Here is a 16,179-nt window from a genome sequence, read left to right on the forward strand (position 1 = left end):
CCCCCGAGCCCACCGCATAGCCGAAGCCGCGCTCCCCCTCAGTTGCCCTGATTGTGTTGCGACTCGTGGCGGTACCAGGCCGCCCCCGTGGCGCACGCGGACGAGCACCTCGGCCGCCAGTCGGAGGGCTCCCGCGACAGGACTCCCCCACGAACTGAGTCGGCGGTCACGGACCTGATGCGGTGTTGCTACTTCACATCTTTGGCCAGGACGGCGACGGCGACCTTGCCCACCACCGTCGTCAGGACGTAGTTGGTAGAGCTGCTGAAAGCTACACCTACGCCCGCTGGGATCGCCTTGGCCGCCGCCTTCTGGGTGAAGGTGATGGACACCCGTTTGAACAACTGCTTGATCGTGACCAGGGCGGGACCTCTCAGGTACTGGTAGACCAGCTTCTCGGCGATCTTCTGGACCGCCGCCTTGCCGCCCTTCGTCGCCATCTGTTCCGCCGAACCCGCCAGGGCGAGCATGAAAGCGAGGTGCTTCTTGTCCTCATCGCTCAGCTCGGTCTCGTACACCTCGACAAGGCACATGCACATGTCGATCTGGAGCTTGAGTGCCGCGGCGATATCGGTGAGACCGCCGCCCAGGACTGCGACCGCCGTACCGACGCCCGGAATCACGCTCGGGGCGGCGGTGACCGCCCCAGCGGCTGCCGAAAGTTTGGAGTACCGGCCAACGATCTTGTTGGCGATCCGGCGCTTGTCCTCCAGGCTCTCGGGCTCCCGCTTGAACTTGGTCTCGAAAGTCGCGCGGTAACCGCCCACGAGCGTAGCGGCCGCCTCCGGCGTGATGGCGATCCCCTCGACGACCTTCTGAAGCCGAGACGCCTCGGGCTCGTCCGTCGCGTGTTCCATTGTTTCCCCTCCCGATTCGTTGCCCCTGAAGAGGACAACTTGCACTGCGCACAGACTTGATGTCCGGCAAGGCGCCCCGGCCGGCACATCCGGCCGGGCGTGCGCCTCAGATGTCGTCGTCCAGGCCCTCTTCGCGGCGGATCATCCGCCACGCGGCCTTGCGGGCGCTGCGGTCCAGGCTGGACTTGAAGCCCTTGTCGGGGCCGAAGTACTGGCGGCCCATGCCCGCGATGGTGTCGATGTGGTCGGCCATCTTGTCCGCGAAGACGTTGTCGAAGACGAGGCCGAAGTTCTCCTCGTCGTTGACGACGGCCGCCGCCCGCACCTTCGGGTCGGCCTTGGCCTCCTCGAACGGACGGATGACGTCCTGCTCGGTGAACTCGGTGCCGAAGCGTTCGTTGAACTTCTCGATCAACTGCGAGAGCAGCGACTTCTCCGCTTCCTTCGCGCCGCCCGAGCCGTCGCCGAAGCCCTTCATCGTCGTCGGCCCCTCGGCGGTGAGGGAGACGTCGTAATCGCCGGTCTTCTCCACCCGCATATGGCTGAGGTCGACCTCGCCTATGTCCACGCCGCCGTCCGCGCGGCGCGGCAGCCGGTTGAGGAGGTAGCGGCCGTAGAGGTGCAGCCGCTCCAGTTCGGGGTCCTGGTAGGGGACGATCTGCGCGAGGAAGCCGTACTTCCTGACGTAGTCGTTGAGGTCGGCGCGGAAGCCCTCCGCCGTCTCCTGGTCGTCCTCGTCCTCGCTCTCGAGCAGGTGCGTGAAGCGGGCGACCGCGGGGGAGAGCAGCCGGTACAGCTCGGCGTGCAGCTTCTCCCACTTGGACTGCGAGCCCGCCGCCTTCTCCTTGGCGGCGAAGTACGCGGCGGCGAAGTCGTCCATCTCCTGCCCGGCCAGGATCGCCGCCCGCATGACCCGGCTCTGCGCGGTGTAGAGCAGGTTGGGGTCGGAGGGGAGGGTGTTCGCCTCCTCGAAGTACGGGCGGAAGGAGTCCTGTATGTCGTTGGCGTCGTTGACGAAGTCCAGGACCGCCAGGTCCGCCTGGGTCTTGCGCTCGGCGGTCCGGTTCAGCCGGGACAGGGTCTGCACGGCGGAGATGCCGGTCAGCGTCTTGTTGACGTACATCGTCGTCAGCAGGGGCTGGTCGAAGCCGGTCTGGTACTTCTCCGCCACGACCAGGATCTTGTACTCGTGCTGGCCCGCGCCGCCGGCCCGTGCGGCCTTGTCGTCGGCACGCGTGTACGCGAACGCCTTCGGCAGCGCGCTCTCCGACAGCCCGCCGTTCTCCTTCGGCTCGGTGGTCTCCTCGCCGTCGACGGTGAGCGAGCCGGAGAAGGCGACCAGGACGCCGAGGTCGGGGTACTTGGTGTCGTAGTCCCGGTCTTTGATGTAGCTCTTGAGCGCGCGCGCCATCTGTACGGCCGACTGCCGCGAGGCGGTCACCACCATGGACTTGGCCCGCCCGCCCAGACGGCCCCGGCTGTGCGTCACGAAGTGCTCCACGATCACCTGCGCGTGCTGGGCCACCGTCGAGTCGTGCGTCAGCGCGTACCGGGCGAGTAGGCCGTTCGCCTTCGACGGGTCGACCTCCCGCTCGTCGGGGTTCTGGTTCACCAGCTTCCAGTACGTGTTGTACGTGACGTAGTTGCGCAACGGGTCGAGGATGAAGCCCTCCTCGATCGCCTGGCGCATGGAGTACGTGTGGAAGGGCCGGTACGCCGGCTTGCCGTCGATCTCCTGGAGCGTGCCGAAGAGTTCGAGGGTCTTGGCCTTCGGCGTGGCGGTGAACGCGAAGTAGGAGAGGTTCGCGGCGCGGGAGCGGTCCTCGGCCCGCTTCCTGAGCTTCTTCCGGAGCCCGGCGGCCGGGACGTCCACCTCGGTCGTGCCCACGTCGTCCGAGTCGGAATCCAGCCCCAGTTCACGCAGGACGGCCCGCACATCGGTCGCGGCATCGCCGGCCTGCGACGAGTGCGCCTCATCCACGATGATCGCGAAGTGGCTGCCCCGCAGCTCGGTCGGGTTGCGCAGCAGGTAGTCCAGCAACGCGGGGAACGAGTGCAGGGTGACCGTGACGATCTTCCCGGTGTCGCGGGAGAGGGCCTTGGCGAGCTGCTCGCCCTTCGCCCCGTGCTTCTCGTCGATCTTCACGACAAGGCCAGCGGTCTGCTCGAAGTTGCCGACCGTTTCCCGGAGTTGCGCGTCCAGGTTGCGGCGGTCGGTGATAACGATGACCTTGTCGAAGACCGGCACGCCCGGCTTGAGGCCCTTGGCCACGGCCTCGGGGTCGAGTTCGCGGGCGTCGGTGGGGGTGTGCAGGTCGCTGAGGCGGTGCGCGAGCCAGCCGATGGTGTTCGACTTGCCCGAGCCGGCGGAGGCCATGACCAGGTAGTCGTGCCCCGCGCCGTGGGTGGCGGCGTGCGCGGTGAGCTTCTTGACCGCGTCCCACTGCTGGAACCGGGGGAAGACCATCGTCTTGGTGGTGCCGCCGCCGGGCGTCTTGCTCTTGTGCAGGTGCACGAACCGTTGGAGCAGGTCCAGCCAGTTGTCCGGCTGCCAGACGTGCTCCCAGAGGTAGGAGGTCGCGTACGTGCCGTAGGCGGCCGGGGTCGGGTTGCCTGCGCCGCCCGGCTGACCGGGGCCGTTGGAGCCGGTGTTGAAGGGGAGGAAGCGGGTGTTCTTGCCCTTGAGCTGGGTGGCCACGAAGACCAGGTCCGGGTCGACGGCGAAGTTCGCGACGACGCGGCGCGTGAAGATCAGCTCGGTGGGGTCGCGGTCGGTGCGGTACTGCCCCTTGGCCTGCTCCACCCCCTGCTTGGTCAGGGGGTTCTTCAACTCGGCCGTGGCGACGGGGATTCCGTTGAGGAAGAGGGCGAGGTCGAGCCGGTTGCCCCAGTCCGCCTGCTTCGTCGCGTACTCCAGCTCGCGGACGACGGTGAGGCGGTTGGCCCGGTAGCCGTCGAGCACGGAGTCGTGGGCGACGAGGTTCGGCTTGAAGTACGCGACGCGGAGCAGGACGCCCCGGTCCTTGACGCCGTTGCGGAGGACGTCGAGAAGCCCGTTGGTGGCGATGGCCTGGTCGAGGCGAGCGGCGAACCCGCGCTGAGCCTCGTTCGGGTCGCCGCCGTAGACGGTGAGCAGCTCGCTCCACTCGTCGGGCTGGGTCGCCCCGATGAAGGTGAACAACTCGTTGGTGTCCAGGCCGAGATCGGCCCGGTAGTCCTGCGGGCGAGCTTCGCGCCAGCCGCGCTCGACCATAGCGGCGACTATGGCGTCGCCGAAGGCGGACTCCGTGTGGATGGGGCTCATGGCTACGCGGTGACTCCGTCCGTTACGTTGCGCCCGCTGGCGGTGGAGACGTCGAACTGGCCGGTTACGGCGGCGGTGATGAGGGCTTGGCGGCGTTCCGCGAGCAGGGCCAGCTGCCGATCGACAAGATCGCCGCATCGGCCGGCATGGGCAAGCGCACCCTGTACATGCTCGACAATCCGCAGCTGCTCGTGAGGCGATGGCATCGGGGCTTGAATCTGCGACAGGTGGGTGGGGCCGAAGTGCTGCATCGTCGCCCCCGTCTTGAGGACGTCGATCTGGCGGAAGAAGAGCGATGAGCGCAGGAACGCCTCCACGTACTTCATGTCCACGTCCGGCCGGGCGGGTCGCAGAATGATCAAGCCGGTGTAGGGAATCGACCCGATGACCGCCGGGTCCTGCACGACGGAGACTTCCCCCATGGTGGCGCTTCCGCTGATCAGCCGGTCACCCAACTTGAGGCGAAACTGCGACCACTGACGGGAGACCTTCTCGGGATCGAGGAAGTTGCATCCGTTCAGCGTGACTTCGCCACGTTGCAGACCTGAGATCCGAATGAGCGGAGTTCCGGCATCGTGAAAGTCGACCGCCATGATTCCGGGGCCTTCGCGGAAGCGAGTCAGATAACGGAAAGGAATGCGGTCCTGGTGCTGCTCGATTTCCGCGTCGATCACGCGCTGGGAGCGCTCGGATGCCAGTTCCCTGAGCTTCACGTAAGCCCGAGCCAATGCGTCGATACGGACGGTCTCGGCGTCGAGGAAGTCGGCGATGCGGCGCTGCTCCTCCAACGGGGGTACGGGCATCGGGAGGTTCTGGAACGCCTCGATGTCGATAGCCTGACCTTGCCGGATTCCCTGGGTGATGTTCGCCAGGCGGGAGATCAGCAGGCTGGATCGGAAATAGTGCTTGAAGAATTTCGGCTCCAAGTCGCCCGCCGACCGCAGCACCGTGTATGCCGGGCTCACGATGCCCCGCACAGTGGAGTGCGAAATCCCGTGCTGGAAGGACCGCAGACCGATGACGAAGTCGTCCGGCTCGACGAGCTTGTAGTTACTGACGTTGGATTCCGGGTTCCATACCGAGAAGTCCAGGTCGCTTCGCAGGGTGACGCCGTCCTTGGTCGCGGAGGCCAAGGGGGCGTCGGCGCCTCGCACGTCGCGACGCGAGAAGGAGAAGCGGGCTCGGCGAGTATGCCAGTTGTCGGGGAACGTCATTCGGTCACCTCACCCAGCAGCGCCTGGATCTCCGCCTCCAGCGACTTCAGCTCCGCGTCGATCTCCGCCAACGGCCTCGGCGGCTGGTACACGTAGAAATGCCGCGTGAACGGGATCTCGTAGCCGACCTTCGTCTTCGTGTGGTCGATCCACGCGTCCGGCACGTGCGGCAGCACCTCGCGCTTGAGGTAGTCCTCGACGTCCTCGCCCAGCGGGACGTTCTCGTAGTCCCGCAGGTCAGTGTCCGGCTCCGGGGCACCCTTGACCTTCTGGACCTCGCCCTCCGGGTCCCGGACGCCGATTGTCTCCCGTACCGCCTTCGCGAACGGCGCTCCCGACGGCCACGTCAGCCCGGCCGCGACCACCGCGTCCTTGAGCGCGATGAACGCCTCGGACTTCCCCCTCCACGACGAGCCGAGCAGCGTACGCACCGCCGTCACGAACTCCTCGCTCCGCTCCAGCTTCGCCACCGGCTTGGCCTCCGCCAGCGCCGCCACCGTCTCCTCCGTGACCTCGAAGCGCAGCTTCAGCGGGCGTTCGACGGTGATGCGCTGGTAGCCGAAGTCCTCGTTCCAGAAGACCTTCACCTTGCCGTGCAGCGGGTGCTCCGCATCGCCCGCGACCTGCAGCGCCTCCGCGTACAGGCGGGTGATGTCGCCGATGTGGTCGGGGCGGCCGTTCGTCCCGTCGCCCAGTTCCTTGCGCTTGTCGCCGAGGGACTTGCGCATCTTCACCCACTGGTCGCGCGCGTCCAGCAGGACGACCTTGCCCTTGTGGTCGGCGTCCTTGCGGTTGGTGAGGATCCAGAAGTACGTGGAGATGCCGGTGTTGTAGAAGAGCTGGTCCGGGAGCGCGACGATCGCCTCCAGCCAGTCGTTCTCCAGGATCCAGCGGCGGATGTTGGACTCGCCGGACTCGGCCGCGCCCGTGAAGAGCGGGGAGCCGTTGAAGACGATGGCGATGCGGGAGCCGCCCCCGCCGTTCACGTCCACCGGCTTCATCTTCGAGATCATGTGCTGGAGGAAGAGCAGCGAGCCGTCGTTGATGCGCGGCAGGCCCGCGCCGAAGCGGCCGGCGTCGCCGAGCGACTTGTGCTCGTACTCGACGTCCTCCTTGACCTTCTTCCACTCCACGCCGAACGGCGGGTTGGCGAGGATGTAGTCGAACTTGCGGCGGGCGTGGCCGTCGTCGGAGAAGGAGTTGCCGAAGCGGATGTTCTCCGGGTCCTGGCCCTTGATCATGAGGTCGGACCGGCAGATCGCCCAGGACTCGGGGTTGAGCTCCTGCCCGTACACCTCGACCGTCGCGTCCGGGTTGAGGGCGAGGATGCGGTCGTCGGCGGCGCTGAGCATGCCGCCCGTGCCGCAGGCCGGGTCCATGACCGTGCGGACGACACCGGGCAGGCTGAGGGCGTCCGCGTCGGGCGCCACCAGCAGGTTGACCATCAGCTTGATGACCTCGCGCGGGGTGAAGTGCTCACCCGCCGTCTCGTTCGACTGCTCGGCGAAGCGGCGGATCAACTCCTCGAAGATGTAGCCCATGTTGTGGTTGGGCACGACATCGGGGTGCAGGTCGAGGTCGGTGAACTTCCCGATGACCTGGTAAAGCAGGTTCGCGCCGTCGAGCTTCCTGACCTGCTGGTTGAACTCGTACTTGTCGAGGACCTCGCGGGCGTTGTCGGAGAAGGCGCCGACGTAGATCTGCAGGTTCTTCGCCGCGTTCTGCGGGTCGGCCGCGATCTTCCGCAGCGTGAGGTCGCTCTTGTTGTAGAAGGAGTGGCCCGAGGCCTTGCGCAGGAAGAGGCCTGTGTCGATGTCCTGGCCTGCGAACCTGGCGACGGTCTCGACGACCTTCTCGCGCGTCGGTTCCAGGACGCACTCCAGGCGGCGCAGCACGGTGAACGGCAGGATGACCTTGCCGTAGTCGGACTGCTTGTAGTCGCCGCGCAAAAGATCGGCGACGGACCAGGCGTGGTTCGCCAACTCCGTGTGCTTGCTGCTGTTCAAGAGGTCCCGGCTTCCTTCCGAAGAGCGCCGTCCGGGCAGGGGACGGCAGGGATCCAGTGTGGTCGTGTGCGGTCGGACGTGTGGGGCGTTTCAGGCGGAACGGCTGTCTCGGGCGTCCGAAGCGTGCGGAGCGTCCGGGGTGTCCGAGGCATCCGGGGCGTCCGGCGGCAGGAGTACGCCGGCGGTGAGGCCGGTGGTCAGAGTGGCCGCGGTGTCGGCGGCCAGGTCGGCGGTTCGGCGGACGGCCGCGCGCAGCTCGTACACGCGGCGGAAGGCCTCCCCGTAGCGCCGCTGTTCCTCCAGGGGCAGCAGCGGTACGCGCAGGCGGCCCGGTGTGATGTGCACTTGGGTGCTGCCGGTGGACGCGGAGGCGATGTTGTCCTCGGCGCCGAGGAACCCGGCCAGGAACCACGGGTCGAGGCGGGCCGGGTCGGGGCGCAGGAGGTGGATGTGCTGACCGAGCAGGGATCCGGCGTCGCGGTTGTCCGCCACCCGGGTCATCGTGGCCGCGTTGCCGCCGGCCGCGACGGCGCGTACGAGGACGTCCCCGGCGGCGACGGGTTGCGCGGCGTCCGCGTGGAGGTCGACAGCCGTGCCGGACGGCGGGTTCCCGGCCGAGATGTCGCGGGCGGCGAGGACCGGCCGGTCCACGGTGGGGGCGCCGGAGCCCTTGGAGCCTCGGGTGCCGGGCGTCGCCGCCCGCAGCACGGTCAGGGCCCCGCCGCGCGCCAGGTCGGAGACGGTCGCCGTACGCCACTCGCGGGCCGAGTCCCCGGACGGCAGCCACCCGCCGGACGCGGAAGCGGTCGCCAGGGCGGCGACCTGCTCGGCCAGTTGCCCGTGCAGGTCGTCGACGCGGCGGGCCAGGGCGGCCGGGTCGATGTCGGCCGCGGTCGCCCGCACATGGCGGGCCGGGGTGACGTCGACGACGTCGTCGAGGAGGTCGACGAGCGGCACCGCGCGGGCGACGCCGGGCTCGTCGGCGTAGGTGTCGGGTGCGGTGGTGAACGCGGCCCACTGGCCGAGGACCCGGTCGGTCAGCCCCGCCCAGTCGAGTGAGGCGGCGGAGGCTGAAGAGGAGGGGGCGGAGGCGGCTGCGGAAGAGGAGGAGCCGGATCGGCGGGGGCGCGAGCCGCCGCGGGTCCCGGCGCCGGCCGTGGCCGTACCGGTGGCGGACGCCGTGCCCGGAACACCTTCCCGCTGCTCCCCTTCCCCATCGACGAACAGCACCGTAGTACGGTCCGTCCCGCCCGGCTCAGGGCGTTGGAACACCCAGATCTGCAGGCCGATGTGGAGCGGATACGCGGCACGCGCGGGAAGGGAGACCACGGCGCGCAGGGCCCCGCCACGGATGAGTTCCGCGCGGACCCGGCGGCCGGAGGAGCGGAAGGCGAGCGCGGGCGGCAGCAGCATGACCGCGTGGCCACCGGGCTCCAGGTGCGCGAGGGCGTGTTGCACCCAGGCCAGTTCGGATTCGAAGCGCGGCGGGAGTCCGTACGCCCATCTCGGGTCGTAGGCCAGCTCGTCGTGACCCCAGTCGCGGTCGCCGAACGGCGGGTTGCACAGGACGGCGTCCACGGTGACGTCGGGGAAGGCGTCGGCGCGCAGGCTGTCGCCGACCCGGATAGCCGTCCCTGCCTCGGGTGCGGCCAGCAGCAGCCGGACCGCAGTGCGCCGGCCCTGGACGGGGAGCGAGTCCTGCCCGAACAGCTCCCGCGCGCCCTGCCGGGCGGCGGCGGCGAGGAGCGTGCCGCTGCCGCAGGCGGGGTCGAGGACGCGGGACGCGCCGGCGGGCAGGAGCCGTGCCATGAGCAGGGCCAGGCCCTCCGGGGTCTGGTAGACGCCGCTGGCGGCGCCCTCGTCCAGTTCGCGTTCGGCGAGGACGTCGACGGCGGCCTGCGCCCCCGCCTCACGGACGCAGGTCAGCAGTGCGCGGACGGCGCCCGCGTCGCCCGGACCGTAGCGGACCGGCTCGGCCTCGGGCACGGCGGCCGGAAGCTCGCCCGCGGTCTTCTCCGCCTGGACGATCAGCTGGTCGTCGGGCAGGGCGGTGAGTTCGGCCAGCTCCTCCGGTGTGCGGGGGGAGACGGCGGCCACCAGCGGGAAGAGTCGCGCGGCCACACCCGAGCCGGGCCCCAGCAGCCGTAGCGCCGTACGCAGCTCCTCGGTCGGCGAGGCGGCGGAGGTGTGCCCGCGTGACCGCAGCCACGCCTGGACGGCCGGCAGGTCGTAGAGCGGGCTGCTCTCCGTGCCTGCGCTGGGGGCCGGGAAGTCGTCGTGACGGCGGCGCCAGTTGCTGACGGTGGCGCGCGTGACCCCCGCGATGCGGGAGATCTCGGCGGCTGTCACGTGCGCGGAGGGCGCCGGGCGGGCGGGTGGCTGCTGGGGCATGGCGTGGGGTTCCGCACCTCTCGGGCCAGTCGGGTTGGGATCGGTTAACACAGTACAGCGGTCGTCAAGTCTGTCAATTTGTTTGACGATGCTTTCAGTGGTGTGTTTACCTGGTTCTGCTTCCGGCTGGAAGCGCGCGTCAGCCGCTCTGCTTGCTGTGCTCCGCGCCCCGCATTCGTCCAGATCGCTGTCGCCACGCCGGGGCCGCACTCGTTCCGGTTGGGCGCAACAACCCCACCGCCCGCACCAGTTACCCCGCTCGTGACTTGGAAGGTCACCGTGATGATCGCCACGCACACCGAGCTGGTCCACCACTTCACCGAAGACTTCGTCGCGCTGCAGGACGCCGTCCTCGCCCGCATGAACGGCATGGCTGCCCCGGAGACCGCTGCGGCCCTGGCCCACCCTTCGCTCGCCGGGCCCATCGCCATCGCGTTGGCCCACGCCGATGTCCGCGCCCGTGGGGACATCAGGCGCACCGAGCTCTCGGGACTGCCGGCCGCACAGCGGCTGCGGCAGCTGCGCGAGCACGCACGCAGGGTGCGCCGGGCACGGTCCGAGGCGGATGCGGTGTGCAAGGAGCAGCGTGCGCGCCGCGTCGCCGACCGTCCTGGACCCCCGCTGGAGCCGCTCGAGCTGCGCGTGACGCGCGCCGTGGACCCGGAAGCGTACGGCCGGGCCCTGCGGGAGGAGCTCCTCGACCGTGGTTCGCCCGCCGCCGATGTGCGGGCGGCGGACAACGATCTCGCCCTGTGGGCCCGGGAATGGGGCTCTGCACCCGCCCAACTGCCCTTGGCCGTACGCGAACTGCTGGAGTGCCACGACGACGCCTTCGTCCAGGCCCTCCTGCACGACGCCCGGGAAGGGGAGAATCCGCACCTCGCGCACGACGCGGTGGTCGAACGGTGGGGCCGGCATGCCCGTACCGCGCTGGCCTGGGGCCGCTACGCCATCGCCCAGGCCGAACGCGACGTGCTCGCCCGTCCGCCCGCCGCCCGCCGTGCGCAGCTCGACGCGCTCGACGACGCCTACCAGGACGCCGCGATCCTCGCGGCCCGCGCCCGCGAGGCCAAGCACAGGATCGCCGACCTCCATGACCGGATCCGGGACCGTGCGGCCGCCGGGCCCATCGCGGAACTCATCGCGCGGTGCCGCGCCGCAGCTCTCACACGCTTCACCGCCGACGAGCCCCGGTTGTGGCAGCGGGCCTGTCGGCTGGCCACAGAGCACCGGGAAGACTGCGACGCACGCGCCGACGGCTGCCCGCGCTGCCATCGCACCCTCGCCGCCCTCCTCGCCGAGAACGCGTCCGCCGACAGGTCGCAGGAGGACGGCGGCGATGGCGACGGCGGCGGTTCGGAGGGTTCCGCCCCCGGCTACAAGGAGCGTTACGCCATCCTCGACGACCTCCCCAGCCGCGCCGCGGTGGCCGTCGCCGATGCCGCGATCGGCGACGAATCCGCCCGGTGCGGCTACGGCTGGGCCGCCGAGGACGGCACCACCGGATACGGCGACTCCATGGCCTCGGGCAGCGGCGAGGCCGAGGTCATCGGTATCTGCCAGGCCGCCCTCAGCCTCCTGGGTCGCCACCCGGAAGCCCCCGTACTCGTCCTGTGCGACAGCACCGAGGCCGTCGAGGCGGTGAACGTGGCCCTGACGAGCGCCGACCCGGCAGCCGCCCGCCGCACCGTCCTCTTCCCCGAGGGCAGGGAACTCCTGGGCCGCCTGCTGCCCCATCGCGACCGCTTCCAGGTCCGCTGGCTCAAGGGCCACATCGGGCATGACCTCAACGAAACCGCCGACACCCTCGCCGGCCTCGCCGTGCGGCGCGCCACCGGCCGCGTCTCCGCCTCCGCCGCCGGCAAGGAAGTGGCACGGATCCTGCGCTCTCTCAGCTCCGACCAGTACCCCGGTACCGCTGCCGCCTGACCCTGACCGACTCCGCCGTCGGCCTTCTGACCACTTGTCACCAGCCGGTCTCTGATCGTTATTTCACCCGTGTACGGGCACATGCCCGACGCGGCGTCCTTCGGGGCGCCGCAGGGGAGGGGGATACACATGGGCACCACCACGCGCGACGAGATCATCGCCATCGAGCAGAAGGCGGTGGACCGCGCCTACGCCTGCTACGCCGCGCGGCTGGCCGAACTGACCGGGGGGTCGGTCGCCTCGGCCTCCGCGAGCGGCAAGGACAGCGTCGCCAACCGGCTCGCGGCCGAGGAGCGAGCCGCGGCGTACGGAGGTCTCGGCAACGCGTCGCTGGTCATCAGCCGCGTGGACACGCAGGACGGCCCCGGTGGGGAGACCGATACCTGGTACGTCGGCCGGCGTGCCGTTTCCGACGTGCAGACCCGCGACACCGTCGTCGTGGAGTGGACCAACGAACTGGCGAAGAAGTGGCTCGACGCGCTGCCGGACGCTCCGGGGGAGGTGCTCCTGCGGCGGCGGCTGCACTGCACACAGCGCGTCGTCGAAGGCTATGCCGACGACATCGCCGTCGCCGTCGCCGTTCCCGCCCCGCGGCCGACCGTGGACGACGCCGATCCGCAGTCCGCGGCGGCAGACCGAACCACCGACGTACAGCGGCCGGAAGAGGCACAGCCGCCCGTCCTCACCCCCGCCGACGTCGCCCGTCTCCATCGCCAAGGGCCGCAGCAGCCCGACGACTTCCTCCTCCTCGAGCTTCAGCGCTCGCGCAGCGGCAGCATGCGGGACATCGTCGAGACCATCCGCCGTGACCAGATGGCTCTGGTCACGGGTTCGCCCTCGGACATCCTCGTCGTGCAGGGCGGCCCGGGTACCGGCAAGTCGGCGGTCGGCCTGCACCGCGTGACCTGGCTCGTCAACAACGGGCACTTCAAAGCCCAGGATGTCCTCGTCGTCGGCCCCCATCAGCGGTTCCTGGACTACGTGAGCCAGGTGCTGCCCACGCTCGGCACCCGAAACGTCAACGCCGTGCAGGTGAATCGCCTGTGGGACGGCGAGATCCTCGGCACCGACACCCCCCAGGCGCGGGTGGTGAAGTCCGACGAGCGTATGGCGGCCGTCCTGCGGCGGCGCGTCGAGATCGAGTGCCGCCCCGAGGCCGTCGACGAGTTCACCACTACCGCCTCCTACGAGGGGGCCGAGCCGGAGCTCACCGTCACCGTCGGCAGCACGACCCTGCGTGTCCCGCGCTCCGAAATGCTTGCGCTCCTTGAGGACGTGCGCCAAGGCGATGGCTCCTACCGTGAGCGCCGCGACCGATTCCGCGGGCTGCTCGTCGACCGCCTGCTGCGGGAACTCGTCGCCGTCGCCCCTCGCCGCAGCCGCGACGACACGATCCGCCGCGACCTGGAACGCAACCGTCAGGTCGAGCGCCTCATCGAACGTGTCTGGCCTTCGCCCGGCGCCAGGGAGGCTCTCCGCACCCTGTACGACTCGGAGGACCTCCTGCGTACCTGCGCCGAGGGCATTCTCGACGCCGCGGAGCAGGCGGCTCTGCGCCGCCCTCGGGCCGACAGGGCCGACGCCGATCCCTGGACCCTCGACGACCAGGTCTGCCTCGAAGAACTGCGGTATCTGATCACCGGGGAGATCCCGCAGCGGTACGGGCACATCGTCGTCGACGAGGCGCAGGACCTGACACCCATGCAGGCCCGCTCCCTGCGCCGGCGCTCCGCGGCGCAGGGCTCCATGACCATCCTCGGTGACCTGGCCCAGGCCACGGGCCCCCACACCCACACCGACTGGGACCGCCTCGCCACCCTCCTGTCCGACCACGGCGACTGGCGTGTGGCCGAGCTGAACACCAGCTACCGCGTGCCTGCCGAGATCATGGATTTCGTCGCCCCACTGGCCCGTACCGTCGCCCCCACGCTGCCGTATCCGCAGGCCGTGCGTGCGGCGGGAGAGGACGCCGTACGGACGGTCGCGACCGAGCCGTGGAAACTCCTCGGCGACACCGTGGCCCAAGCCACCCGCCTCATCGGCACCAGCGACGGAAACACCCTGCGCTCCGTGGCGGTCATCGTCCCCGACGACTCCGGCTGGCTCGACGAGATCAACCGTCAGCTGGACCTGGCCGACGGCATCACCGAGCAGGGACGCGAGGCGGTGTCCGTGCTGGCTGCCGCCCAGGCCAAGGGCATGGAGTACGACCACGTCCTCGTCGTCGAACCCGCCACCATCGCCGACCGGGGCCCGGCGGGCCTGCGCCAGCTGTACGTCGCGCTCACCCGCAGCACCCAGAGCCTGACCGTCCTGCACACCTCCCCGCTCCCGGAGGCCCTCACGAACCCCGACGGCAGCAGTGCTGAACCGGCGCCCACCGAAGGCGAATCAGGCATGGCAGACGGTGACGTGCCCGACATCGGTACGGACATCCGAGTCCGCGTGACCGGCCGGGCACCCGGCGGCCGGTACAAGGTCAAGGCCCTGTCTCCCGCGATCGACGTCCCCCTGGTCCTGACCGTCCGCCACGGCTCGGTGCCCCCGCGTGCCGGCGCGGTACTGGACTGCTGGGTGTTCGCCCACGAGACGAACCACTGCCTGCTCACCGCGGACCAGCGTGGCCGCCAGCCCATCTCCTCCAGCATGGCGGAACGCTACGTGGCGGCGCTCGGCGTCTTCGACGACCTGACCAACGGTGACGGAACCGTTCCGGAGAACGCCCGTGATCGTCTGTCCGAGCTCAAGGGCATGGCCAACCGCGTCCTCCGCCGTGACCAGGCGGACTGGGTGGATGTGCGGCGTGTGCTCGGATCCCCGGACAAGCACCGCCTCAGCCTCCTGCGCGACCTGGCGGCGCACACCAACCGCATGCTCAAGGACAACAACCTGGACCTGGACCGACTCCAGGCGGACCTGGCACGCGCCGACTGGGCCCCGGCCCTGAACGCAGCCCGGGAGACGCTCCAGCACCGCCGGGCCGCCCCGGGCGAACCGGAAACCGAGAGTGCGCCCGCCTCCGTCGAACAGCAGCCAGAGCAGAAGGAAGCAGAGCCCATGACCCCCGAAGGCATGCCCGCCACGCCGGCGCCCGCCACGCCCGCGCCTGCCACGCCCGCCAAGGGGCTTCTGCACTCGCTGGAGAGCGCGGCGGCCACCGACCGCACGTGCAAGAAGCACGAGGCGGTGCGCCATGCTCTCAAGGCGGCCCTGCTCTGGGGGGACCTGCAGCCGACCGACTCCCCGGTCATCGATGTCAGCCGCACCGCGGAGGACGGCCACTTCCTCTACGAGGTCCTCGGCGCCGGCCGGTCCACCTACGCCGACCTCCGCTCGGGAGCCACCCGCCTCCTGGAGATCAACCACACCCTGCCCGCTTCTGCCGACCGCCTTTATCTGGTGCTCTCCGAACCGCCCGCCGAGGAGTGGTCCGCCGACACCTTGCACGGCATCTTCGGGGTCCACGTCCTGTGGCGCACCCCCGACAGCTGGGGCGGCCAGGACGTGGAAACCGCTCTGGGCTCCGGCCAGGCGTGACCCCTTCCGAAAGGAGCGCGACTGCCGCGTGCCCGCAGCGCACCGGCGTTCCCCTTCGCGTGGGGTTGGTCCGTGCCGGTCCCGGTAGCTCCGCCGGCGGAGCTACCGGACCACCCCGCGGAAGCGGGTCAGGAGTGCCTGACCCTGTTCGGTGTCGGCGTCGAAGAACTGCTTGGCCAGGGCGGGCGGCACGGCGGGCCCCTGCATCCGGACCTCGTCGCAGCTGAAGCAGAACGCCGCCTCGTACAACGGCAGGTCGAGGACATCGTCGTACGCCCGCACGCCCCACCCCGGCGAGAAACCGCAGCGGTGCTGAGCGCTGCCGGGCAGGCTCGCGATCAGGGCCAGGACGTCCCCGATCTCGTCCCCGGCCCAGTGGGCGACCACGGCACCGGGGTACGGGTCGCCCCGCCGTCCCGGTAGCCCCGAGATCCTGACGACTTCGATCAGCGCGGTGGCCGCAACGACGGCCGGTGCGGGAAGTTGCATGGCCGCAGTCTGAGTGCCCGTCCGGGCGCGCACCGTCTCCGCTGCTCAGGAAAGATCGCGATGCAGTCGGGCCAGACCCACAACCGGCGCCCATTCGCGCACACCGACCACCTGGACACCAGGCGTGCGGTAGTACGGATCGGTGTCGAGTATGCGGTCCAGCTCTGCGCGTTCCGTGTCGAAGACAAGCAGCGCACCAGTGTCGTCAGCGAACGGACCGGCGACGACGAGACGTCCCTCCTCGTGAAGGCGATTGAGGAGTGCGCGATGCGCCGGACGTGCCGCGAGGCGCTCAGGTGAAGCGGTCAAGGCGAGTTCGACGATCAGCATGCGCCCGACCGTAGCAGCGACAGCACCGGACTACGGCTGTGCCGGCCCCGACCAGCAAGACCACGGTGTACGGCTGGAGTGCCAAGGCTACGGGTCCGGATTTCTCAGCCCCACAACTTGCC

The 16,179-nt window shown here is 69.9% G+C and carries 9 protein-coding genes; 2 read left to right on the forward strand and 7 right to left on the reverse strand.

The window, feature by feature from the left end; all coding sequences use genetic code 11:
• Positions 1 to 188: 188 nt before the first annotated feature.
• The 5 genes from P1P70_RS12660 to P1P70_RS12680 all read right to left on the reverse strand — a co-directional run bounded on the left by P1P70_RS12660 (position 189) and on the right by P1P70_RS12680 (position 9,730).
• Positions 189 to 857 carry a hypothetical protein gene (locus tag P1P70_RS12660; protein WP_319236916.1) on the reverse strand — a complete coding sequence of 223 codons (669 nt, stop codon included), beginning with the start codon at positions 855 to 857 and terminating at the stop codon, positions 189 to 191.
• 106 nt (positions 858 to 963) lie between these two features.
• Positions 964 to 4,161 carry a type I restriction endonuclease subunit R gene (locus tag P1P70_RS12665; RefSeq protein WP_319236917.1) on the reverse strand — a complete coding sequence of 1,066 codons (3,198 nt, stop codon included), beginning with the start codon at positions 4,159 to 4,161 and terminating at the stop codon, positions 964 to 966.
• 2 nt (positions 4,162 to 4,163) lie between these two features.
• The gene (locus P1P70_RS12670; protein WP_319236918.1) at positions 4,164 to 5,375 is read right to left on the reverse strand and encodes a restriction endonuclease subunit S; all 1,212 of its coding nucleotides are present in this window, start codon (positions 5,373 to 5,375) and stop codon (positions 4,164 to 4,166) included.
• Positions 5,372 to 7,381, reverse strand: a complete 2,010-nt coding sequence (locus tag P1P70_RS12675) for a class I SAM-dependent DNA methyltransferase (protein WP_319236919.1) — start codon at positions 7,379 to 7,381, stop codon at positions 5,372 to 5,374. Before P1P70_RS12675 ends, P1P70_RS12670 begins: the two co-directional genes overlap by 4 nt.
• Positions 7,382 to 7,471: 90 nt before the next feature.
• Complete coding sequence (locus P1P70_RS12680; protein WP_319236933.1) at positions 7,472 to 9,730, reverse strand: N-6 DNA methylase; 2,259 nt, start codon at positions 9,728 to 9,730, stop codon at positions 7,472 to 7,474.
• A 324-nt stretch (positions 9,731 to 10,054) separates the two neighbouring features.
• Between P1P70_RS12680 and P1P70_RS12685 the strand changes: the two genes are divergently transcribed.
• Positions 10,055 to 11,701, forward strand: coding sequence for a hypothetical protein (locus P1P70_RS12685; protein ID WP_319236920.1), 1,647 nt, complete (start codon positions 10,055 to 10,057; stop codon positions 11,699 to 11,701).
• A gap of 129 nt (positions 11,702 to 11,830) precedes the next feature.
• Entirely contained in the window at positions 11,831 to 15,238 is a 3,408-nt protein-coding gene (locus P1P70_RS12690) for a HelD family protein (protein WP_319236921.1), read from the forward strand.
• A 102-nt stretch (positions 15,239 to 15,340) separates the two neighbouring features.
• On the opposite strand, the gene P1P70_RS12695 is transcribed toward P1P70_RS12690, so the two are convergent.
• A complete protein-coding gene (locus P1P70_RS12695) occupies positions 15,341 to 15,727 on the reverse strand; it encodes a hypothetical protein (protein ID WP_319236922.1) in 387 nt (128 codons plus the stop codon).
• Between the two features lie 45 nt (positions 15,728 to 15,772).
• A complete protein-coding gene (locus P1P70_RS12700) occupies positions 15,773 to 16,057 on the reverse strand; it encodes a YciI family protein (RefSeq protein ID WP_319236923.1) in 285 nt (94 codons plus the stop codon).
• Positions 16,058 to 16,179 lie beyond the last annotated feature (122 nt).

The organism is Streptomyces sp. MB09-02B (genome assembly GCF_033794485.1).
Lineage (GTDB): Bacteria > Actinomycetota > Actinomycetes > Streptomycetales > Streptomycetaceae > Streptomyces.